The sequence below is a fragment of the Ruegeria sp. CDSC042 genome, from assembly GCF_059610745.1.
In genome coordinates, this window is the sequence record NZ_JBXWOF010000002.1 from 144,827 (window position 1) to 166,633 (window position 21,807).

A 21,807-nucleotide genomic window follows, 5' to 3' on the forward strand; every position below is an offset into this window, starting at 1 on the left:
ATTACTTTCCTTCAATGCTCAGCGCTTCGTTCACCAGCGCTTCTTGTTGGGCTTTATGTTGGCTGGCCAGACCTGTCGCAGGTGAGGCCGAGGTGGCGCGGCCGACATAGACCGGGCGGGTATGTTTGGCGCCGATCCGGGTCAGGACCCATTCGATATTGGGTTCGATAAAGGACCATGCACCCTGGTTCTTGGGCTCTTCCTGACACCAGATGATTTCGGCTCCCTTGAACCGTTCCAGTTCATTGATCAGCGAATGCGCGGGGAACGGATAGTACTGTTCGATCCGCATCAGATAGACATCGTCGATACCGCGCGCGTCACGCTCTTCCAGCAGGTCGAAATAGACCTTGCCGGAACACATCACGACCCGCTTGATTTTGTCATCCTTGACCAGGGTTGTGTCCGAGTTACCCTTTTGCGCGTCGTCCCACAGCACCCGGTGGAAGCTGGAGCCGGTGGTGAAATCCTCGGCCGTGCTGATCGCCAGCTTGTGGCGCAGCAGCGATTTCGGTGTCACCAGGATCAGAGGCTTGCGGAAGGTTCTGTGCAGCTGACGGCGCAGGATATGGAAGTAGTTTGCAGGCGTCGTGCAGTTGGCTACGATCCAGTTGTCCTGACCACACATCTGCAGAAAGCGTTCCAGACGCGAGGACGAGTGTTCAGGCCCTTGCCCTTCGAACCCGTGCGGCAGCAGGGTCACCAGACCGGACATGCGCAGCCATTTGCTTTCGCCCGAGCTGATGAACTGATCGAACATGATCTGCGCACCGTTGGCGAAATCGCCGAACTGCGCCTCCCACAGGGTCAGAGCGTTGGGTTCAGCCAGGGAAAAGCCGTATTCAAAGCCCAGAACCGCGTATTCCGACAGCATCGAGTCGATCACCTCATATTGTGATTGACCAGCCCGGATGTTGTTCAGTGGATAGTACCGCTCTTCAGTTTCCTGATTGATAAAGCCGGAATGACGCTGGCTGAACGTACCGCGCGTCGCGTCCTGTCCCGACAGGCGAACTGGATAGCCTTCGGTCAGCAATGATCCAAAGGCCAGTGCCTCACCCGTGGCCCAGTCAAAGCCTTTGCCGCTTTCGAACATTTGCTTTTTGTGATCCAGCAGGCGGCCGACAGTTTTATGGAGCGCAAATCCTTCGGGGGCCCGGGTTAGCGATGCGCCAACCTCGGCCAGGGTTTCTGGTGCAATCGCAGTATCGCCGCGGACATATTCGTCTTTGTTCTTATCCAGATGCGCCCAACGCCCGTCCAGCCAGTCGGCCTTGTTGGGCTTATAGTCTTTGCCGGCTTCGAACTCATCATTCAGATGGGCCTGGAAGGCGGCTTTCATATCTTCGATCTCGCCTTCGGGGATCAACCCGTCCTTGACCAGCCGTTCCGTGTATAGTGACAGCGTGGTCTTATGGGTCTTGATCTTCTTGTACATGATCGGGTTGGTGAACATGGGCTCGTCGCCCTCGTTATGCCCGAACCGGCGATAGCAGAATATATCCAGAACCACGTCCTTGTGGAACTTCTGGCGAAACTCGGTCGCAACCTTGGCTGCGTGTACCACCGCCTCGGGGTCGTCGCCATTCACGTGGAAGATCGGAGCTTCAACCATCAGTGCGATATCCGTGGGATAAGGGCTGGAGCGCGAGAAATGCGGTGCAGTGGTAAAGCCGATCTGGTTGTTCACCACGATATGCATGGTGCCGCCGGTCCTGTGACCGCGCAGGCCGGACAGGCCGAATCCTTCGGCAACGACACCCTGACCGGCAAAGGCCGCATCGCCATGCAGTAGAATGGCCATGACTCTGGTCCGGTCGGTGTCGTTCAACTGATCCTGCTTGGCGCGGACCTTGCCCAGAACAACAGGGTTCACCGCCTCAAGGTGGCTTGGGTTAGCGGTCAATGAAAGGTGTACACTGTTGCCGTCAAATTCGCGGTCGCTTGAGGCGCCCAGGTGGTATTTTACATCGCCCGAGCCATCCACGTCCTCAGGCTTGAAGCTGCCCCCCTGGAATTCGTTAAAGATGGCGCGGTATGGCTTGGCCATTACATTCGCTAGAATGTTCAGACGTCCGCGGTGGGGCATGCCGATGACAATATCGCTCAGGCCTAGGGCCCCGCCGCGTTTGATGATCTGTTCCATCGCGGGGATCAGTGCTTCGCCGCCGTCCAGACCAAAGCGCTTGGTGCCCATGTATTTCACGTGCAGGAACTTTTCGAACCCTTCGGCCTCGACCATCTTGTTCAGGATGGCCTTGCGGCCCTCTTTGGTGAACGCGATTTCCTTGCCATAGCCTTCGATCCGCTCTTTCAGCCAGGCGGCCTCTTCCGGGTTCGAAATATGCATGTATTGCAGTGCGAAGGTGCCGCAATAGGTGCGTTTCACGATCTCGACGATCTGGCGCATACTGGCCATCTGCAGGCCCAGCACGTTGTCGATAAAGATCGGGCGATCCATATCGGCATCGGTAAACCCATAAGTCTTGGGGTCCAATTCCGGATGCGTGCTGGCAGCCCGCATGCCCAAAGGGTCCAGATCGGCGGCCAGATGACCCCGAATACGATAGGCCCGGATCAGCATCAGCGCCCGCAGACTGTCCAGAACTGCGCGCTTAATCTGGTCTTCGCTGACGGCAACACCTTTGTCGGCGGCTTTTTCCTTGATCTTCTTACCCGCCGCCTTGGCGTCGATCTCGGCCCATTCGCCAGTCAACGCACCGGTCAGATCATCCGTCGGCATCGGCGGCCAGTCGGACCGCGCCCACGAAGGCCCCTCGGCCTCGCGCTGGACATCAGGCGAGGCGTCGCCCATGGCCTTGAAGAACTCGGCCCAGGCGGCATCCACCGCGCCGGGGTTCTTGGAATACTGGGCGTAGAGCTGCTCCAGATATTCGGCATTATGCCCCTGCATAAAGCTTGAGGCGTGGAAGGCAGAGTTGGGCGAATGTTCGGTCATTGTAGGACCTCAAATGCGATTTCGGATTTGGTAGGATTTAGTTTTGCGGATCTTCGGGGTAGTTTCCGGCCTCGAATACCCAGGTCATTCTTCGTCGAACGATGTCTATCGTATCTGCGTCGAAATAATCGGGCACCGGAATGCCTTTTCGTCGTTCGGCCATCGACTTTTCGTGCGGCAATTCAAAGCTGTCTTCCGGCAGCCCAAAGGAGCGATAAATCTCTTTCAGATCTGACTGCAGGTTTTCCTTGCGGACGAACTTGTCCACGATCAGCTTGTTGTTGATCGAGACTATGTCCCAGTTATTGCCCCAGGCCTTTGACCGGATGAACTCTTTGAACTGAGCAATTTCGGTCTGCGGGTCTTCCGAGGGCAATCCTTGCTGATGCTTCCGAAAGTGGTAGTCGGATACAGCACGATCGAAAGGATTTCGTACGTTGGCGATCTTTGTATAGGAATCAAAGGTCTTTGCACCAAGATTGGCTCGAACCTGTTTCGCAGGCATATGGTTGCGCCATGCGTATTTGCGCCAGAACTGCCATTTCGGCCGGACCAAACTTGCAGTTTTCCCACGAGCACCGACAATACCGTATTTCGATACGCGGATTTGCCCATTTTCAAGCCGCGGAAGACCGGGTTCTTCGCATAAAGGCTGAAGCGCTATCTCGGTAGAGGTTCCCGCGGTCTTCGTCGTCTTGAGATAGATGAATTTGTGCTCATGGCAAACCAAAACCATGTCAGATGGCCTTTCTGGCCACAGGGGCCGCTTGTAGAGAGTTTACGCTCAGCAGGTTCATTGAGGGACCTCTGAAGGATTGGGACCGTATTGGTTGGTGCCTGGCTGGCTGGGGCGGGTCAGCCACCATAGGACCAGGAGGGGCGACACAAACAGAACGATAAATGTCGGAATGACGATCAGCAAAGTGGCGCGGGTGAACAGGATGTCCAGATTGCCACCATGCTGGAAATGCGAGGCGAGGCCGATGCCAAAGACCAGTACGGCCCCGGCGCCAAAGAACAGCAGGATCGGCAGCAGCGCATACAGCCCGCTGCGCCCGGTATCATGCATCCGCCGCCAGGCGACGGCCAGATGCGGGAAGAAGACGATCAGGCTGACGATGCTTTGCACAGGCTGCGAGGACGTGACGGAAACAGATTTGGACGTTTCTGTTTCGCTCACGGCGACCTGTGTGAAAAACTGCGCATCGATGATCCCGGCGATGATGCTCCAGATCACGATGAACAGGAAAAAGAACCAGTATTCAGGCCGCGAGGCTCTCCCTGAGAAGGTGAAGAACTTGGCGAAACAGGTGCGGATGGCGTCAGAGAAGGTCATTCGGGGGCCTCTGGCTGTTTCGATGTGAACGTCAAGAAAACGGATGCCACGTCAATTTCGGACCCCGAAACAGTCGAAATCCGCTCGGTATTGAGTATCGCTCCATTTAGCCTTCGCTTGAGGCCGGCGCTTTCGGATGATTGAGGCCGAAGATGGTAGAGCGGCGGAAGGGTCTGAGGATCGCGATCTGAATCGCCAAGCATTTTCCGAAACGTAGTTGGTGAATCTTCTTCTTTGAATGCAAATACGCAACTCACTTGGCTATAGGACGCATTCTCAAAACTATCGACGCGCAAAACGCTTCCGGTTTGTGTTCGAACAAACCACAGGTCTTGCTTTTGAGAGTCTTTTATCTGTTTCAGATTCCGCGCTCCGGAAGCATTCTTGAGCGCCCGTGCCCATGCACTCGCAATTCTTGGGTCAGGGACATCGCTAAAGCCAAGATGGTGGTATAAAAAGGTAGCTGCATATGAGCGAATTGCGCGTTCTTCGAGATCGGCGGGCAGGCTAGGTGTCCAGCCGATCTTGACTAGGGCGTCGGCTAAGGCCTCCAAATCAGTTGTTGACTGGCATGCAGCCGTGGTTTCCGACGCCAAGTCCGAGTTTTTCGCTGCCGCGGGAACGGTTGCGGCTGCCGCAATGGCAGCCACAAAACCAACCAGGAGTTTGCAACCCCAAGCCACAGTCTACCCAATCGCTTCCAGCACAGCCTCACCCAGCTGTGCGGGGCTTTCGGCCACGACGATACCGGCCGAGCGCATGGCTTCGATCTTGTCCTCGGCTCCGCCTTTGCCACCGGCGACAATCGCGCCCGCGTGACCCATGCGGCGGCCCGGAGGGGCTGTGCGGCCAGCGATGAAACCCGCCGTGGGTTTGGAACGGCCCTTCTTGGCCTCATCCGCCAGGAACTGCGCGGCTTCTTCTTCGGCGGAACCACCGATTTCACCGATCATAATGATCGAATGGGTTTCGTCATCGGCCAGGAACCATTCCAGCACGTCGATATGCTCGGTGCCTTTGATCGGGTCGCCGCCGATGCCCACACAGGTGGACTGGCCCAGACCCACATCAGTGGTCTGCTTGACCGCTTCATAGGTCAAAGTACCAGACCGCGACACAACACCGACCGAGCCGCGCTTGTGGATGTGGCCGGGCATGATGCCGATCTTGCAGGCGTCGGGCGTGATGACACCGGGGCAGTTCGGGCCAATCAGGCGCGAGCTAGAGCCTTCCAGAGCGCGCTTCACCTTCATCATGTCCAGAACCGGGATGCCTTCGGTGATGCAGACGATCACTTCCATCTCGGCATCAATCGCCTCAAGGATCGAGTCCGCCGCAAAGGGCGGTGGAACATAGATCACCGATGCGTTGGCTTCGGTCACATGCTTAGCTTCGTGGACCGAGTTGAACACGGGCAGGTCAAGGTGGGTCATCCCGCCTTTGCCGGGGGTCACACCGCCAACCATCTTGGTGCCATACGCAATGGCCTGTTCAGAGTGGAATGTGCCCTGCGAGCCGGTAAAGCCCTGACAGATCACTTTGGTATTTTCGTCGATGAGGACTGCCATTTGGCGTTCTCCTATTTTTACCATTGATGGGTCAGGTGACCCTTAAGGTATTGGTTGTAGGCTCACGCCCATTCAAACTTTGATCCGTGCGCTGAAGTAGTGTTCGCCGCCGAGTACACCCACGTCCCGGATGCTGATCGGACCCAAGTCGCTTTGCAAAGCGTTAAAAGTCCCATTGACCGTTGATGGATTTTCGTTGGACACAAACACAATTGAGCAGGCAGTATCGGTCAGTTTGACCGAAAGATCTTGTTTCTGATGAAAGTATGTCGTTGTTTTCGAGTTCTGGACAAATCCATTTGCCGCCGCTGCGTCTTCCAAAGCACTGCGTCCCAATTCTGCCTGACCACACAGCGCGCGGAAATACGCCGTAGCTTGTCTGGCCGAGACCGGATTGGCGCCTGGACCCGCGTTTGATGACCGCTTGATTTCTGGCGGGTTCGACGGCGACGTGCTCTCAGTTGTTGTTTGACAGGCGGCCAAGCTAAGCAGTGCGCCTGCAAACAACAGTGGCTTACTGAAAAGACCCACGAATTTACCCCTTAACCGCCTTCACGATCTTCTCGGCTCCGTCTTTCAGGTTGTCCGCCGCGATTACGTCCAGGCCAGAGGTGTTGATGATCTCTTTACCTTTCTCAACGTTCGTGCCTTCCAGACGCACGACCAGCGGAACCTGCAGGCCGACCTCTTTCACCGCAGCCACGACGCCCTCAGCAATCACATCACAGCGCATGATGCCGCCGAAGATGTTGACCAGAATGCCTTTGACCTGCGGGTCCGAGGTGATGATTTTGAAAGCTTCGGTCACTTTCTCTTTGGTCGCGCCACCACCCACGTCAAGGAAGTTGGCAGGTTCGGCCCCGTACAGCTTGATAATGTCCATCGTCGCCATCGCCAGACCGGCGCCGTTGACCATGCACCCAATCTCACCATCCAGCGCGATATAGTTCAGGTCGTATTTCGAGGCTTCCAGTTCCTTGGGGTCTTCCTCGGTGGTGTCGCGCAGTTCTGAAATATCCGGATGGCGATACATCGCGTTGCCGTCAAAACTGACCTTGGCATCCAGCACCTTGAGGTCGCCGCTGTCGGAGACGATCAGCGGGTTGATCTCCAGCATTTCCATGTCCTTCTCGACGAAGGCGGCATAGAGCTGGCTCATCAGTTTGACGCATTGTTTGACCTGTGCGCCCTGCAGGCCCAGCGAGAATGCGATGCGGCGGCCGTGATAGGCCTGATAACCGGTGGCTGGGTCAACCGAGAAGGACAAGATTTTTTCAGGCGTGGCTGCGGCCACCTCTTCGATATCCATGCCGCCTTCGGTCGAGCAGACGAATGAGATGCGGCTGGTCTGGCGGTCTACCAACAGGGCCAGGTACAATTCCGTTTCGATGCCGGACCCTGCTTCGATATAGATGCGGTTGACCTGTTTGCCTGCGGGGCCGGTTTGATGGGTGACCAACGTGCGCCCCAGCATCTTCTTGGCTTCCTCGGCGGCCTCTTCAACCGATTTGGTCAGACGGACGCCGCCTTTTTCCCCGGCATCGGATTCCTTGAAAGACCCCTTGCCGCGGCCGCCCGCGTGGATCTGCGCTTTGACGACCCAAAGAGGTCCGTCCAACTCACCGGCTGCGGTTTTAGCTTCCTCGGCGCGCAGGACCGCGCGACCGTCGGAAACCGGGGCGCCATAGCTGCGAAGAAGCGCTTTGGCCTGATATTCGTGAATGTTCATCGAAACTGTCCCGTCTGACTACGATTGACCGATATAGGCGTGTCTAAGGGGCAAGTTTAAAGGCTTTTTTGATGTTGAGTAGGTTTTTCACGAAGATTTTCATTATTTGTGATCACAGCATTTCGGGGTGTGATCACAAAACTTGAGTCGGTATTGAGCGTTGATTCGTCGGGAAATTCACCCAATAGAATATGACGTTTTCAAGCTAGCGCTAACCTATCCGCGTCTGAGGCGGACGATACCCTTTTTCACAGACATCACCAGTTTGCGCAGTTTGCCCAACAAGCCTTTGTCAACCAGTGGTCGGACTTTTTTCGACGCGCCGGGCGTGAGCTGTGCGTCGGCTTCGATAAGGCTGTTGATATGACGTTCGAGATCGGGCCCCACCAAACCCGCGACGGTTCTTGCACTGTCCAGCCGCTTGTCATGACGGCTGTGAAATTTGTAGTGATGCAGCAGGCGCGGGGCGCTGTGCAGAAAACCAAACATCTCGGCCTGACGATAATCGAGGAAGTTGTACTCGGGTGGCAGAACTGCCAGTCGCAACGCGCTGGCAAACAGCTTTTCGCGGATCAGCGCCTGATCTGAGGTCAGGTTTTCCGAGATGATAGTCTCTTGTACATCTCGCAGGAAATCCAGCACTGCGTCCGAAGTGCGAATTCCAACCAGCCCGCCATTGAGATGGGGAAATGCGTTGGGCAGCGGAGTTTTCCAAACACGTTGCGCATGGGCCGAGTTGCGTAAAGGGTCATGGACCATCGCGATATCAAACTGCTCCAGGACGGTGAAGATATCCGACATATCTGCCAGACAGCGCACATCGGCATCCAAATAGACCGTCTTTTCGAACCGGGACCGCACAAGGCTTTCGAACTTGGGTCGGAACCAGCTTTTGTCCAGCATGTGGATTTGGTCAAACACTTCTGTTCCCGGGATGTTTTCGAGGTCGGTGAACAGGTCGACCGGTACATCCGGCATGGCGACCTTTAACGACCGAGCCGCTGCCACCGCTGTTTCGATGTAATCCTTACCGCTTGCGGCAATCACAAATCCCTGGGGCGACATGGCAATCTTCCAAAAAATGACCCGGCCCACCAAAGGTGAGCCGGGCACTGTTTAACGGTATTAGGCGGATCAGGCCAGAGAGCTGTCGATGCCTTTACACGCTTCGATCAAACCCTTCACGGCGTTGACCGAGTTGTCGAAACCGGCCTGCTCTTCTTCGTTGAGCTTGATGTTGACGATACGCTCGATACCGCCTGCGCCGATCACGGTGGGTACGCCGACATACATGCCTTCGACACCCAGCTCTCCGTCGCAATAAGCGGCGCAGGGCAGGACGCGTTTCTGGTCTTTCAGATAGGCTTCGGCCATTTCGATTGCCGATGTGGCAGGCGCATAGAAAGCCGAACCTGTTTTCAGCAGGCCAACGATTTCAGCCCCGCCGTCTCGGGTACGCTGCACGATTGCGTCCAGTTTCTCTTGTGTGGTCCAGCCCATCTCGACCAGATCGGGAAGCGGGATGCCCGCAACGGTAGAATAACGAACCGAAGGAACCATGGTGTCGCCGTGGCCACCCAGAACGAAGGCAGTGACGTCGCGCATGGACACGTTGAACTCTTCCGACAGGAAATGGGCAAAACGGCCCGAGTCCAGAACGCCCGCCATGCCGCAGACCTTGTTGTGCGGCATGCCCGAGAATTCACGCAGAGCCCAGACCATCGCGTCCAGTGGGTTGGTGATGCAGATGACAAAAGCATCGGGCGCGTTGGCGGCGATGCCTTCACCGACCGACTTCATGACTTTCAGGTTGATGCCCAGCAGGTCATCACGGCTCATGCCTGGCTTGCGTGGGACACCTGCGGTGACGATGCAAACGTCGGCGCCTGCGATGTCCTCATAGGACTGGGTGCCTTTCAGCTTGGCGTCGAACCCTTCGGAAGGGCCGGATTCTGCGATATCCAGCGCCTTGCCTTCCGGAGTGCCTTCGGCGATGTCGAACAGCACGACGTCACCGAGTTCCTTCATTGCTGCGAGGTGGGCGAGCGTGCCGCCGATCTGACCTGCGCCGATCAGCGCGATCTTGGGTCTGGCCATTTGGAAAATCTCCGGTCGGTATTGAAATCGCGGTTTTGCTAGTCCTAAAACCGGCGCTGCGCAAGCCTTCTGCGGCGCGGCATGCCACCGCATACCGTTTGCATGTCTCCTACCGATTGCGCTAAACCGCCTGTGACTCATGCATATTTACGGGACACCGCATGTTCGAGATGGACCTGATGTTTTTTGCCGTGGCGATCCCTGCTGTGATCTTCGCCGGCATCTCGAAGGGTGGGTTTGGCTCGGGGGTGGCGTTTGCCGCATCATCGATTCTGGCACTGATCCTTACACCGGGACAGGCGCTTGCACTGATGTTGCCAATTCTGATGGTAATCGACGTCGCTACGCTGGGCCCCTATTGGAAACGCTGGAGCTGGCCGGATTCACGCCTGCTGATCGTGGGGGCAGTGCCGGGTGTGGCAGTGGGCGCCTGGCTGTATCGCGCCACGAATGACGACCTTCTGCGCCTGCTGATCGGAGGAATTTCAGTGGGGTTCGTGATCTGGCATGTGGCCCAGAGAAAGGGCTGGATCCGCGGCTTTGCCAATCGTCTACCGCCATTTGCGGGAATTTTTGCGGGGTTGGTCGCCGGGTTCACCAGCTTTGTCAGTCATGCGGGCGGCCCACCCGCCGCCGTCTATCTGATCTCGCAGCGTCTGTCGAAAACCGAGTTTCAGGCGAGCACCGTGCTGGTCTTCTGGGTCATCAATGTCGCTAAATTCATTCCGTATGCCTATCTGGGTCTGTTCACATGGCACACTGCGCTGGCCGACTTGTTGCTGGCTCCATTTGCCGTGCTTGGTGCATGGCTGGGTGTGCGCGCGCATTTCATGATATCCGAACGCCTGTTCTTCGGTATTGCCTACGTTTTGCTGATGCTGACCGGAACAAAACTGATCTGGGAGGCCCTGAGCTAGACATTGGGCGGCAGTGCTTCGGCCATATCTTCGTAGGACTGGCCCGAAGCCACAAGGCAGGTCATTCCATCTGGTAATGTCACCGTAATAGTCCAGCTTCCGCTTTGATCAGAGGCAAAGACTTCCATCACCGCACCTTGTCGGGCGATGCCAATGCTCTTACGCGTTTCGCCATAAGTCTCGGCCAGTCGAGTTAGGACCTCGTCGCGGGGGGCGCAGCTTTGGGCCTGCACCTGCTGGGCGGCCAAAACCATGATACCCAGCCCCATTGTCATCTTGAACAGCGTCTTGCTCATCGGTGAACCCTTTTGATTGCGATCTGCCAAGACGGTGACCGTTGCAGACCGAAATACGGTTAAAGGAACGCACGTTGCGTCGTTAATGCTGCGGTGCGGCAAGTTTGCGCTTGAACTTTCCTGCAGAAAATGCCCCATTCTGCGCAACATTATTTCAAGAGGCCGAAGCCAATGGACTCCCGTCAGCGACCCTACCGTTCTGTATTGTACATTCCCGGTTCCAAGGACCGCGCGTTGGACAAGGCCCGCAACCTGCCTGTTGATGCGGTTATTTTTGACCTCGAAGATGCGGTCGCGGCGGACGAAAAAAACAACGCGCGCGAAACGCTGGGGGCTGCCTTGGCTGCTGGCGGTTATGGGGCGCGGGTCAAGATCGTACGAATCAATGGCCTAGATACCGAATGGGGCCTGGCCGATGCCCAAGCCGTGCGGGACATGGACGTGGATGTGGTTTTGCTGCCCAAAGTGAATTCTGCTGCAGATGTGGATGCATTGGCCGCAATAACCGGTGATCTGCCGATATGGGCCATGATGGAGACGCCGCGCGGGATGCTGAACGCCGCCGAAATTGCCGCGCATCCGCAGATGGCGGGCTTCGTCATGGGCACCAACGATCTGGCCAAGGAATTGCAGACACGGTTCCGCCGAGACCGCCTGCCGTTGCAGACGTCGCTGGGCCTGTGCCTGTTAGCCGCAAAAGCCGAGGGGCTGATCATCGTCGATGGCGTCTATAACGCCTTCAAGGACAGCGAAGGCCTGGCGGCAGAATGCGCGCAGGGCCGCGATATGGGCTTTGACGGCAAGACCCTGATCCATCCCGCACAGGTCGATGTCACCAACGACGCCTTCGCCCCATCGGATGAGGAAATCGATCTGGCCCGCCGCCAGATCACCGCGTTTGAAGAGACCGAAGCACAAGGGCAGGGCGTCGCGGTCGTCGATGGCAAGATCGTGGAAAACCTGCACGTTGCAACCGCCCGTGAAATTCTGGCAAAAGCAGAGGCGATTTCAGCTTTGCAAGCGGGGTAAGCCAGCATGGGCTTTGTTCTTCTGATTCTTGGTGTGGCGCTCTGGTGGGCTGCACATCTGTTCAAACGCGTGATGCCGGACCAGCGCGCGGCGATGGGCAAAGGCGGTGCGGGCGCGGTGGCGCTGGCGCTGCTGGCGTCAATCCTGTTGATGATCTTCGGTTATCGCATGACCGATTTCATCCCAATCTGGTCGCCGCCGACCTTTCTGATCCACGTCAACAACCTGTTGGTGCTGATCGCCATCTATATGATGAGCCCCGCAGGCCAAAAGGGTCGTCTGCTGAACAAGCTGCGTCACCCGATGCTGGGCGGCATGAAGCTCTGGGCCTTTGCGCATTTGCTGGTCAATGGTGATCTGGCCTCAATCGTCCTGTTCGGCGGCTTGCTGGCCTGGGCGGTGGTCGAAGTGATCGTGATCAACAAATCCGAGCCGGACTGGACACCGGGCGAGCCGGGCACTTACGGCAAGGATGCGATGTTCTTTGTCGCGTCGATCGTTCTGCTGGGCATTATCGGCTATATTCACGGGTTGGTCGGCCCGTCGCCGTTTGGTTCATAAAGGTTTGACAACATGGCAACACTCTATCGTCTGCTGACCGAGGAAGACACCGCAGCCTTCTGTCACAAAGTGTCGGACGCGCTGGCAAAAGGGTGGGAGCTGTATGGCGACCCGTCCTATGCCTTTGACACTGCAAACAACGTGATGCGTTGTGCGCAGGCCGTGACCAAAGAGGTTGCGACCGACTATTCCCCTGAAATGAAACTGGGACAGCAATAATGGCAAAAACCAATCCGGGCCGTTTCTTCGAGGATTATTCTGTAGGGCAAGTGCTGCACCACGCGGTGCCTCGCACCGTGACCGATGGCGAACGGGCGTTGTATCATGCGCTCTATCCGGCGCGTCATGCTCTGTATTCCTCGGATGAGTTCGCCCGGAATTGTGGCCTGCCGCAAAGCCCGATCGATGATCTGGCGGCGTTTCACGTGGTGTTTGGCAAGACTGTCCCTGATGTATCGCTGAATGCAGTGGCCAATCTGGGCTATGCTGAGGGGCGTTGGTTGAAGCCGGTTTATCCCGGCGATACGCTGCGGTCGGAATCCGAAGTGATTGGAGTCAAGCAGAACTCGAACGGAAAAACCGGTGTTGTGTGGGTGCGAACCCGTGGCCTAAACCAGCGCGATGAGGTGGTTATTGAGTATGTCCGCTGGGTGATGGTGCGCAAATCGAACCCTGACGCGCCCGCCCCGGACACGGTGGTGCCCGAGTTGAAACAGGCGCTGGAGCCTCAGGATCTGGTAGTGCCACAAGGGCTGAACTTTTCCTCCTATGAATTTGTTCAGGCCGGTGAGGCGCATCGGTGGGGCGATTACGCGATTGGTGAAAAGATTGATCATGTGGACGGCGTCACGGTGGAAGAAGCCGAGCATATGCTGGCCACGCGGCTTTGGCAGAACACTGCCAAGGTTCATTTCGATCTGACCTTCCGCCCCGAAGGCCGTCTGATCTATGGCGGGCACGTGATCTCGATGGCGCGGACCCTGTCGTTCAATGGATTGGCAAATGCGCAGATGATCGTCGGGTTGAACGGTGGCGCCCATGCCAACCCTTGCTTCTCAGGCGATACCATTAAGGCCTGGTCTGAGGTGCTGGACAAAGCCGAAACCGGCATCCCCGGCGTTGGGGCGGTCCGGTTGCGGCTGGTCGCCACGAAGGGTGGAGAGCCATTCGAGTTGAAAAATGACGATGGCCGATATCTGCCCAACGTTCTGTTGGACCTCGACTACTGGGCTTTGATGCCAGTCTGACCCCACATTCATTTGAACGCAGCCTGCAATATTCGTGCTAGGCTGCGACCATGTCTCTGCTTCGCTCTTTCGTCGCCTGTTTCTTTCTGGCCCCGACCGCCGAGGCGTGTGATCTTGCTTTGGCTCTGGCCGTTGATGTCTCGGGATCGGTGGACTCGAACGAATACCGCATACAAATGGACGGCCTGGCCGCTGGATTGCGTGACCCCATCGTCTCCGAGGCGCTGGTGCGCGGGAATGCGCGGTTGATGCTGGTCCAATGGACCGGAGCCTCTCGTCAGAAGGTGACGATCCCCTGGACACATATGGATAGCTTTGAAGCCATAGATAGTTTCGCCAACCAGGTGGCCGCAGATGCCAGAGTCTGGCGCAATTTTTCGACTGCAATCGGTGAGGCGCTTGAGACCACAATGTCCAGTTTCAGCGAGGTAACCGAATGCAAACGGCACCTGATTGATATCTCGGGTGATGGGGTTTCCAACGAAGGGGTTGAACCGTCCGAGATTCACGATGTGTTGCGTGGGAAAGGTGTCACGGTAAATGCCATCGCCATCGAGGAAAGCGAACCCGACTTGACGGCCTATTTCTTTGAGAACGTCATTGTAGGTGAGGGAGCGTTTGTCGTTTCGGCGGCCGGGTTCGAGGATTATCCGGCCCGCATCCGAAAGAAACTGTTGCGGGAAGTGACCCAGCAAACGGCCGGTCTGAAATAAGTGTGGCAGGGATTCGGAGCTGCAGGCGCTAACATCTGTTTCGTCTTATTTGATTTGTGATCACAAGAATATTTTGTGTGATCACTTTATCGCTTAATCTGTCATTTTGCGCGAATTCTGAGCTTTTTTGCAGCTGCAGCACGTGACAGTGTCGCAAAAACCAGTAAAACCTTCGGAAGCCAACCGAAAAGGAGCCGCCATGAGCGATGTAAATCGGGGCAACCGCCCGCTCTCACCGCATATCCGCATCTACCGCCCACAGATGACGTCTCTGTCGTCGATCATGGTTCGGATGACTGGATTGGCCGTGTTCGCAATCGCAGCACTTGTGGTGTGGTGGCTGTTGGCGGCGGCAACCTCTGAGGCGGCCTTTGCAGGCATAGACGGGTTTCTGCGCAGCTGGTTCGGTGATCTTGTCATGACCGGAGCGGCCTGGGGTTTGTGGTACCACACATTGGGCCGGTTGCGTCATGTCTTTTGGGATTTCGGCTACTGCCTGGATGTCGATCTCTCTGAAAAGCTGGGATGGGGCATGTTCGTTGGTGCCACGATCCTGACCATCATCACCGTTCTTGTGGTTTAAGGAGACGTTCGATGCGATACCTGACTGACCGTAAACGCGCCGAGGGTCTGGGAGCGGGCAAATCCGGAACCCAAACACATTGGAACACAATGGTCCGGGCCATGATCCTGACCGTTCTGATTCCTCTCTTCATCTTCACATTTGGTGCCGGTCTGGGCGGAACCTACGAAGAGGTTCTGGCTTATTTCAGTCGCCCCTTCCCGGCGATCATATGCGCGCTGACACTGATCGTTGCCCTGTTGCAGCTGATGTACGAAGCGCAGGAGGCCATCGAAGACTATATCCATGGTGTCGCCGAGAAAGTGACGCTGGTTGCGATGTGGGCGTTTGGCTACACGCTGATGGTTGCAGGGCTGTTTGCCCTGGTGAAACTCGCCCTGTGATGATGCGCGGTAAGGAATAAGAACAATGACAGCAGCATATGAATACGAAACCCACGAATACGACGTCGTTGTCGTAGGCGCAGGTGGTGCAGGTCTTCGCGCAACGCTGGGTATGGCGGAACAGGGTCTGCGTACGGCATGCGTGACCAAGGTGTTCCCGACCCGCTCGCACACGGTTGCCGCACAGGGCGGCATCGCGGCGTCGCTGTCGAATATGGGTCCTGACCACTGGCAGTGGCATATGTACGACACGGTCAAGGGCTCGGACTGGCTGGGCGACACCGACGCGATGGAATACCTCGCACGTGAGGCACCCAAGGCGGTCTATGAGCTAGAGCATTACGGTGTGCCCTTCAGCCGGACCGAGGAAGGCAAGATTTATCAGCGTCCCTTTGGTGGCCACACCACCGAATTTGGCGAAGGCCCCGCCGTGCAGCGGACCTGTGCCGCCGCTGACCGGACCGGCCACGCGATCCTGCACACGCTCTATGGTCAGTCGTTGAAAAACAATGCTGAGTTCTACATCGAATATTTTGCCATCGATCTGATCATGTCCGACGACGGACAGTGTCAGGGCGTTGTCTGCTGGAAGCTGGACGATGGCACCATGCATGTGTTCAACGCCAAGATGGTGGTGCTGGCGACCGGCGGCTATGGCCGGGCGTATTTCAGCGCCACTTCGGCCCATACCTGTACCGGTGACGGTGGCGGTATGGTGGCCCGCGCGGGTCTGGCGCTGCAGGATATGGAGTTCGTTCAATTTCACCCGACCGGCATCTACGGCTCGGGCTGTCTGATCACCGAAGGTGCGCGGGGTGAGGGCGGGTACCTGACCAATTCCGAAGGCGAACGGTTCATGGAGCGCTATGCGCCTCAGTACAAAGACCTGGCACCGCGCGACTATGTCTCGCGCTCGATGACCATGGAAATCCGCGAAGGACGTGGTGTGGGTGCAGAGGGCGACCACATCCACCTGAACCTCAGCCACTTGCCTGCCGAGGCATTGGCCGAACGTCTGCCCGGTATTTCCGAAAGCGCCAAGATCTTTGCCGGTGTGGACGTGACCAAAGAGCCGATCCCGGTTCTGCCGACCGTGCATTACAACATGGGCGGTATCCCGACCAACTATTGGGGTGAAGTTCTGAACCCCACCGCCGATGATCCAACCGCTGTCGTGCCCGGCCTGATGGCTGTGGGTGAGGCGGGTTGTGCCTCGGTCCATGGGGCGAACCGTTTGGGCTCAAACTCGCTGATCGATCTGGTGGTCTTTGGCCGCGCGGCGGCGATCCGGGCCGGCAAGGTCGTGGATGCCGATAGCGCCAACCCGGTTCTGAACCAGGGGTCGGTCGACAAAGCCTTTGATCGCTTTGACACCGTCCGTAACGCCAGCGGAGCGATCCCGACCGCCGATCTGCGGCTTGAGATGCAAAAGACCATGCAGGCTGACGCGGCCGTATTCCGCACCGCCAAAACCATGGCTGAAGGCGTTGAAAAGATGACGGCGATTGCCGCCAAGATGGACGACCTGAAAGTCACCGACCGCTCGCTGGTCTGGAACAGCGATCTGATGGAAACGCTGGAACTGACCAACCTGATGCCAAGTGCGTTGGCCACCATCGTCGGTGCCGAAGCGCGCAAGGAAAGCCGTGGTGCCCATGCGCATGAGGATTTCAGCGAACGCGACGACAAAAACTGGCGCGTTCACACGGTGTCCCGCGTGGACGGCAACAAGGTCGATCTCAGCTATCGCCCGGTGATCGTCGATCCGCTGAGCACCGAAGCAGAAGGCGGAATCAGCCTGAAGAAAATCGCGCCCAAGGCGCGGACTTTCTGATGTGATTGGGCAGTCCGCGACCAACCACCGGACTGCTCAAATTCTATGGGTACGTAATATCTGTACTTAGCCAATCGGCTATGGCGAGATGAATGTTTCAATGTACTCATTCACATCGGCTTCAGAGATTTCCTGACGCTGTGCCAATATGTCGAGAATTTTCAGGCTGACATCTGTGAACCCAAAAACACCTTCGGTTAGAATTGCCAGTCGCTTTAGCATCTGGCTATTCAGCTCTGCAGGATCAGACAAGTCCCTGAGATAGATAATGTCCCCGTCCAGCATTTGAGTCGATTCAAAGTCCGAAAGAACTCCCGACCATTTCGATATGACCAGCCTGTTCTCGATTTGCGTAAAACTATGAGGCAAAAACCCCAATTTTCTGAGAAATGTGTCAACCTCGCCAAAACCTGGCTGATTCTCGTACAATGGAAAAAACGACACTTCGGTCTGTATGGCGGCGACATTTTTCAGCGTGTTTTCCGCCGAGGTAAATACCGAAAGCTCGGCGCCCTGAATATCGATTTTCAGAAAGTCCACTGGACCCAAACCTGCGATATCATCCAGCCGCTGCGTCTGCATCTCCATACTGCCAATTTGCCTTGCAGCATTGCGTAGGCCGCGTAGGTAAAAAAGAGTTTTTCCCCTTATTTTCAGCAAGGATGTCAAACCCGAGCCCTTGTAGATATTCAACAAGGCCGGTTTGCCGTCTCCGACTGCAAAGTTGAAATACTCTTCATTTGCACCTTTATTGCGGACGACCTCTTTCATCGTATTTTCCTGAGGTTCGAAACCGATGACATTGCAAAATTTGTTCTTTAGTAGGTCACGGTAAGGGGCGTCATGGCGCATTGGATTGGCGCCAATATCGGCAATGCGTACAAAACTGGTCAAATCCAGAAGATCGTACAAAGCAGAAATGCGGGCGCTGAAAAGATTATCCATTTCTTAGAACCGTAAGCGCTTCGGCCAACTTGCGGCTGATCCGCTCTGGCGCGCGTTCCTGAGCGAATTCGAAGCACGCCCTACGTTTTTCAGCCAGTTCTGAATCGGACATTTCCATCACCTTCATCATCATGCGGATCAGTCCTCGAGGGTTTTGTGCCGGATACAGTAGATCATGACAGGATTCCGGGGTCGTCTGCCGGTGGGGTTCAATGTCCGGGGCGACAACTGGCAAGCCGAAGGTCATGGCAAGCATTGCGGTTCCAGAGGTGAAGGTTTGTGTAGATGGCAAAACATAGGCGTGAGCTTGGGAAAAAACACTCGGAATGGCCTCATCTTCTACGCGTTCGCCTATCACGGTTACGTTTGAAATGGCGTCCAGCCGTCGTACCAATCGCCGACTGGGCCGAAAGACTCGGCCTACCACTGACATATGAAAGTCGAAACCCCTGTTGGTTAGCTTCCGGATGGCGAAATGAAGCCGGTCCAACTCGCGGTTTCCGCGCATCGCGCCAAAGGTCAAAAAGTGAGTCTGATCGCGTGGTTGCATCAGGCGCGCAAGCGTGATTTCAGCGCTTTCATAAACGCCTAGATAGCTTGGGTGAGGGATCAGGCAAATCTTATTCGGCTCCGCGTCATATTGGGCGATCATATGTTGTCGCGCATTTGGGGTATGGACATGGATCATATCGACCAGCTCTGCCAACTTGCGTCGCGCCGCGTGAAATCCATCGTTGCCCTCACGCGCTGAATGCGCGGCGCGATTGTGAATGGTCCAGATGACGCGACCACCGTTTGATTTATACAGCTCAAGTCCCGACACGGCATCTTGAAACAGAGCGTTGTTCGCGGGATCTTCACCATCCATGATCGGAAACAGCCTGTCATCCCATTGGATATGCAGGATTCCGTGTTCGGTCTGAAATTCTGGTTTCGCAATCTCTGCAAAGTTCAGCTGTTTCATTGCAGCTAGAGAAAACTCTGGCTCGCATGCGCTGTACATCATGTTTTGATAGGGGTTTTTGGTGCCATAGGGAATATTCAATACTCGTGTCTGCATACGGCACTCAGCTTTTGCTTTCTCGGGTGCAGACTCCATGCACATAAGCTCAATGTAAAGGTGAAATCACCCATCTTTATTGACTGTTTTCAAGGCTAAATGGTTGGCTTTCGCACTTGCAGCGTGTATCTATACACGGGAATTTAGCGAGGTCGGAAATGGTACAACTCACCCTGCCAAAAAATTCTCGGATTACCACCGGAAAGACATGGCCCAAGCCAGAGGGCGCGACGAATGTGCGCAAGTTCCAGATCTATCGCTGGAATCCTGACGACGGTCAAAATCCCCGGGTGGATACCTATTTCGTCGATATGGACAGCTGCGGTCCGATGATTTTGGATGCGCTGATCAAGATCAAGAATGAGATCGACCCAACCTTGACCTTCCGCCGGTCTTGCCGCGAGGGCATTTGTGGGTCCTGTGCGATGAATATCGACGGGATCAACACGCTGGCCTGTATCTATGGCATGGATGAGATCAAGGGCGATGTGAAAATCTATCCTTTGCCCCATATGCCTGTGGTCAAGGACCTGATTCCGGACCTGACCCATTTCTATGCCCAGCACGCAAGCATCATGCCCTGGCTAGAAACCAAGACCAACCGGCCTGCGAAAGAGTGGAAGCAATCCATTGAAGACCGCAAAAAGCTGGATGGTCTTTATGAATGTGTGATGTGTGCCAGCTGCTCGACCTCGTGCCCAAGTTATTGGTGGAATGGCGACCGCTATCTTGGCCCGGCGGCTCTGCTGCATGCATATCGTTGGATTATTGACAGCCGAGATGAGGCAACGGGTGAGCGCCTGGATGAGTTGGAAGATCCGTTCAAGCTGTATCGTTGCCACACGATCATGAACTGCGCCAAAACCTGCCCGAAGGGTCTGAACCCTGCAAAGGCAATCGCCGAGATCAAAAAGTTGATGGTCGAACGCACGGTGTGAGGCGGACTTGATCCATGTGTCTGCTGTGTTGCGGTAGGTGCAATTCCCATTTGCAAGAATATGTGGTGTGAACGCCTGCAGCCTGTCCTATGTTTGGCTCAGGGAGGAGTGATTATGTCACAATGGGATCACTCCGATGAGAACCAAAACCAACTCCGCTGATGCCGCCGAAGCCCTGGAATTGCTGGAACTGGCATGGGCCTATTATACGCCAGAAACGGTAATCCCCACTTCAGAGCGGATGCCAGAGCTGTTCGAATACGCAAATGCTGCCTGATCTGCGATTGCAGGGCTTGAAAACAACCGACTGATCAGCAAAGCAGGAGAATGCCTGTTTTTCTTCTGCTTCTTGCCGCCGCCGTATTCGCCTATTTTCTGTGGCGCGCCCGTACTTCGTCACTGACGCGTGAATGCCGCTGGCGCCAGCACCGAAAAGAAGGGCAATGGGTCTGTTCGTTCTGCGGTGCTCAGACCGATGGGGCGGAAAGCCCCAAGCAGTGTTTAAAGGGATCGACCGGTAGATAGCCGATGCGGGACAGGGTCGACCCTGCCCCAACTCGTTTGCTAAGCCTTTGGAAACGCCGCCTGAAGTGCGATCTCAACCATGTCGCCAAAGCTGCTTTCACGTTCGGACGATGGCAGAGCTTCTCCTGTCAGCAAGTGGTCGGAAACGGTCAGCACGGCAAGGGCCCGGCACTTGTGGCGCGCGGCCAGGATGTAAAGTTCGGCGGCTTCCATTTCGACGCCCAGAATGCCGTGACGTACCATCTGTTCGTTCAGATCGGGACGTTCATCGTAGAACACATCCGAGGAATAAATCCCGCCAACATGAGTTGGTGTTCCTTTGTTTGCCGCAGCCTGAAAGGCGGCCTGCAACAGGCTCCAATCCGCGCAAGGTGCAAAGTTGAGCTCTTTCATGATCCCTCGAGACGGCGTGCTGAGCGTGGTCGAAGTCATCGCCAAAATGACATCACGAATGTTCACACTGTCCTGCATCCCGCCACATGACCCTATACGGATCAAAGTTCTGGCGCCAAAATCGCGGATCAATTCATTCACGTAAATTGACAGCGAGGGCATTCCCATACCGCTGCCTTGAATCGTGACCGGATTACCTTTCCAGGTTCCGGTGAAGCCCAACATGCCACGCACGTCATTCACCAATTTGGCGTTATCCAGAAAAGCTTCTGCAGCCCATTTTGCCCGGTAAGGATCACCGGGTAAAAGAACTGTTTCAGCGATTTCGCCTTTTTCGGCGCCTATATGAATCGTCATTTCGTTATCAATTCCATTCAGATTTCCATATCCGAAATATCCGCTCCGGCTTTGAAAGCTTCGTGTACCCAATGCGGCTTGCGACCGCGTCCCGACCAGGTTTGATCGTGGTTGGATGGATTTCGGTATTTTGCTTTTGTTTTCGATACCTTAAGAGATTTCGAGGACCCATCAGAAAGTTCGGAAAGGGAAAACCCAAATTCCGCTGCGGCTTTCTGAGCGGCTTTCAAAGCCTCTTTCCTATCACGTCTTTCGGCTGCTTTCAGCGCCACATCTACATTGGCACGCAATTCCAACAGTTCATTGCGCGTCATCTTTTCGAGATTCATTCCCATTT

26 protein-coding genes are annotated in these 21,807 nt (G+C 55.9%); 12 read left to right on the forward strand and 14 right to left on the reverse strand.

What is annotated here, in order from left to right; genetic code table 11:
• Position 1: 1 nt before the first annotated feature.
• The 9 genes from AC2FHX_RS06425 to mdh all read right to left on the reverse strand — a co-directional run bounded on the left by AC2FHX_RS06425 (position 2) and on the right by mdh (position 9,689).
• Entirely contained in the window at positions 2-2,959 is a 2,958-nt protein-coding gene (locus tag AC2FHX_RS06425) for a 2-oxoglutarate dehydrogenase E1 component (RefSeq protein ID WP_496700908.1), read from the reverse strand.
• A gap of 37 nt (positions 2,960-2,996) precedes the next feature.
• The gene (locus AC2FHX_RS06430; protein ID WP_496700906.1) at positions 2,997-3,695 is read right to left on the reverse strand and encodes a sulfotransferase family 2 domain-containing protein; all 699 of its coding nucleotides are present in this window, start codon (positions 3,693-3,695) and stop codon (positions 2,997-2,999) included.
• 57 nt (positions 3,696-3,752) lie between these two features.
• A complete protein-coding gene (locus AC2FHX_RS06435; protein ID WP_496689161.1) occupies positions 3,753-4,295 on the reverse strand; it encodes a DUF805 domain-containing protein in 543 nt (180 codons plus the stop codon).
• Complete coding sequence (locus AC2FHX_RS06440) at positions 4,292-4,945, reverse strand: hypothetical protein (protein WP_496700904.1); 654 nt, start codon at positions 4,943-4,945, stop codon at positions 4,292-4,294. Before AC2FHX_RS06440 ends, AC2FHX_RS06435 begins: the two co-directional genes overlap by 4 nt.
• A gap of 36 nt (positions 4,946-4,981) precedes the next feature.
• The gene (gene sucD, locus AC2FHX_RS06445; RefSeq protein ID WP_109312903.1) at positions 4,982-5,863 is read right to left on the reverse strand and encodes a succinate--CoA ligase subunit alpha; all 882 of its coding nucleotides are present in this window, start codon (positions 5,861-5,863) and stop codon (positions 4,982-4,984) included.
• Positions 5,864-5,935: 72 nt separating this feature from the next.
• Complete coding sequence (locus tag AC2FHX_RS06450) at positions 5,936-6,184, reverse strand: hypothetical protein (RefSeq protein WP_281972548.1); 249 nt, start codon at positions 6,182-6,184, stop codon at positions 5,936-5,938.
• Positions 6,185-6,398: 214 nt separating this feature from the next.
• Positions 6,399-7,592: an ADP-forming succinate--CoA ligase subunit beta gene (gene sucC, locus AC2FHX_RS06455; protein ID WP_496696438.1), complete on the reverse strand. Its 1,194-nt coding sequence runs from the start codon at positions 7,590-7,592 to the stop codon at positions 6,399-6,401.
• A gap of 216 nt (positions 7,593-7,808) precedes the next feature.
• A complete protein-coding gene (locus AC2FHX_RS06460) occupies positions 7,809-8,657 on the reverse strand; it encodes a putative nucleotide-diphospho-sugar transferase (protein ID WP_271948429.1) in 849 nt (282 codons plus the stop codon).
• Positions 8,658-8,726: 69 nt separating this feature from the next.
• Positions 8,727-9,689, reverse strand: coding sequence for a malate dehydrogenase (gene mdh, locus AC2FHX_RS06465; protein WP_142635480.1), 963 nt, complete (start codon positions 9,687-9,689; stop codon positions 8,727-8,729).
• A 161-nt stretch (positions 9,690-9,850) separates the two neighbouring features.
• On the opposite strand from mdh, the gene AC2FHX_RS06470 reads away from it, so the two are divergent.
• On the forward strand, positions 9,851-10,606 hold the full coding sequence (locus AC2FHX_RS06470) for a sulfite exporter TauE/SafE family protein (RefSeq protein ID WP_496700902.1): 756 nt from the start codon (positions 9,851-9,853) through the stop codon (positions 10,604-10,606).
• Here AC2FHX_RS06470 and AC2FHX_RS06475 read toward each other — a convergent pair.
• The gene (locus AC2FHX_RS06475; protein WP_496700900.1) at positions 10,603-10,902 is read right to left on the reverse strand and encodes a hypothetical protein; all 300 of its coding nucleotides are present in this window, start codon (positions 10,900-10,902) and stop codon (positions 10,603-10,605) included. The two genes, AC2FHX_RS06470 and AC2FHX_RS06475, sit on opposite strands and share 4 nt — an antisense overlap.
• Positions 10,903-11,073: 171 nt before the next feature.
• On the opposite strand from AC2FHX_RS06475, the gene AC2FHX_RS06480 reads away from it, so the two are divergent.
• The 8 genes from AC2FHX_RS06480 (at position 11,074) to sdhA (ending at position 17,252) form a co-directional block, all read left to right on the forward strand.
• The gene (locus AC2FHX_RS06480; protein ID WP_496700898.1) at positions 11,074-11,931 is read left to right on the forward strand and encodes an HpcH/HpaI aldolase/citrate lyase family protein; all 858 of its coding nucleotides are present in this window, start codon (positions 11,074-11,076) and stop codon (positions 11,929-11,931) included.
• Between the two features lie 6 nt (positions 11,932-11,937).
• Positions 11,938-12,492: an NnrU family protein gene (locus AC2FHX_RS06485; RefSeq protein WP_496688977.1), complete on the forward strand. Its 555-nt coding sequence runs from the start codon at positions 11,938-11,940 to the stop codon at positions 12,490-12,492.
• A 12-nt stretch (positions 12,493-12,504) separates the two neighbouring features.
• Positions 12,505-12,711: a DUF1737 domain-containing protein gene (locus AC2FHX_RS06490; RefSeq protein WP_142635490.1), complete on the forward strand. Its 207-nt coding sequence runs from the start codon at positions 12,505-12,507 to the stop codon at positions 12,709-12,711.
• The gene (locus AC2FHX_RS06495; protein WP_496676575.1) at positions 12,711-13,739 is read left to right on the forward strand and encodes a MaoC family dehydratase; all 1,029 of its coding nucleotides are present in this window, start codon (positions 12,711-12,713) and stop codon (positions 13,737-13,739) included. Before AC2FHX_RS06490 ends, AC2FHX_RS06495 begins: the two co-directional genes overlap by 1 nt.
• 50 nt (positions 13,740-13,789) lie before the next feature.
• Positions 13,790-14,452, forward strand: coding sequence for a DUF1194 domain-containing protein (locus AC2FHX_RS06500; RefSeq protein WP_496700896.1), 663 nt, complete (start codon positions 13,790-13,792; stop codon positions 14,450-14,452).
• A 199-nt stretch (positions 14,453-14,651) separates the two neighbouring features.
• A complete protein-coding gene (gene sdhC, locus AC2FHX_RS06505; protein ID WP_142635496.1) occupies positions 14,652-15,035 on the forward strand; it encodes a succinate dehydrogenase, cytochrome b556 subunit in 384 nt (127 codons plus the stop codon).
• 11 nt (positions 15,036-15,046) lie between these two features.
• Positions 15,047-15,418 (forward strand): succinate dehydrogenase, hydrophobic membrane anchor protein, encoded by a 372-nt coding sequence (locus tag AC2FHX_RS06510; protein ID WP_496700894.1) that lies wholly within the window; start codon positions 15,047-15,049, stop codon positions 15,416-15,418.
• Between the two features lie 25 nt (positions 15,419-15,443).
• Positions 15,444-17,252 carry a succinate dehydrogenase flavoprotein subunit gene (gene sdhA, locus AC2FHX_RS06515; protein WP_496700892.1) on the forward strand — a complete coding sequence of 603 codons (1,809 nt, stop codon included), beginning with the start codon at positions 15,444-15,446 and terminating at the stop codon, positions 17,250-17,252.
• A 78-nt stretch (positions 17,253-17,330) separates the two neighbouring features.
• On the opposite strand, the gene AC2FHX_RS06520 is transcribed toward sdhA, so the two are convergent.
• Both AC2FHX_RS06520 and AC2FHX_RS06525 read right to left on the reverse strand, forming a co-directional pair.
• Positions 17,331-18,197 (reverse strand): FkbM family methyltransferase, encoded by an 867-nt coding sequence (locus AC2FHX_RS06520; RefSeq protein ID WP_496730566.1) that lies wholly within the window; start codon positions 18,195-18,197, stop codon positions 17,331-17,333.
• Positions 18,190-19,257 carry a glycosyltransferase family 4 protein gene (locus AC2FHX_RS06525; RefSeq protein WP_496700888.1) on the reverse strand — a complete coding sequence of 356 codons (1,068 nt, stop codon included), beginning with the start codon at positions 19,255-19,257 and terminating at the stop codon, positions 18,190-18,192. The genes AC2FHX_RS06520 and AC2FHX_RS06525 overlap by 8 nt, the downstream gene beginning before the upstream one ends.
• A 158-nt stretch (positions 19,258-19,415) precedes the next feature.
• Between AC2FHX_RS06525 and AC2FHX_RS06530 the strand changes: the two genes are divergently transcribed.
• From AC2FHX_RS06530 to AC2FHX_RS06540, 3 genes are all read left to right on the forward strand, one after another.
• On the forward strand, positions 19,416-20,195 hold the full coding sequence (locus AC2FHX_RS06530) for a succinate dehydrogenase iron-sulfur subunit (RefSeq protein ID WP_496693580.1): 780 nt from the start codon (positions 19,416-19,418) through the stop codon (positions 20,193-20,195).
• A 136-nt stretch (positions 20,196-20,331) separates the two neighbouring features.
• Positions 20,332-20,472, forward strand: a complete 141-nt coding sequence (locus AC2FHX_RS06535) for a hypothetical protein (RefSeq protein ID WP_496691784.1) — start codon at positions 20,332-20,334, stop codon at positions 20,470-20,472.
• Between the two features lie 50 nt (positions 20,473-20,522).
• Positions 20,523-20,720: a hypothetical protein gene (locus AC2FHX_RS06540; protein WP_496700886.1), complete on the forward strand. Its 198-nt coding sequence runs from the start codon at positions 20,523-20,525 to the stop codon at positions 20,718-20,720.
• A gap of 39 nt (positions 20,721-20,759) precedes the next feature.
• On the opposite strand, the gene deoD is transcribed toward AC2FHX_RS06540, so the two are convergent.
• Positions 20,760-21,470: a purine-nucleoside phosphorylase gene (deoD, locus tag AC2FHX_RS06545; protein WP_496700884.1), complete on the reverse strand. Its 711-nt coding sequence runs from the start codon at positions 21,468-21,470 to the stop codon at positions 20,760-20,762.
• A 17-nt stretch (positions 21,471-21,487) separates the two neighbouring features.
• Positions 21,488-21,805 (reverse strand): H-NS histone family protein, encoded by a 318-nt coding sequence (locus AC2FHX_RS06550; RefSeq protein WP_496700882.1) that lies wholly within the window; start codon positions 21,803-21,805, stop codon positions 21,488-21,490.
• Positions 21,806-21,807 lie beyond the last annotated feature (2 nt).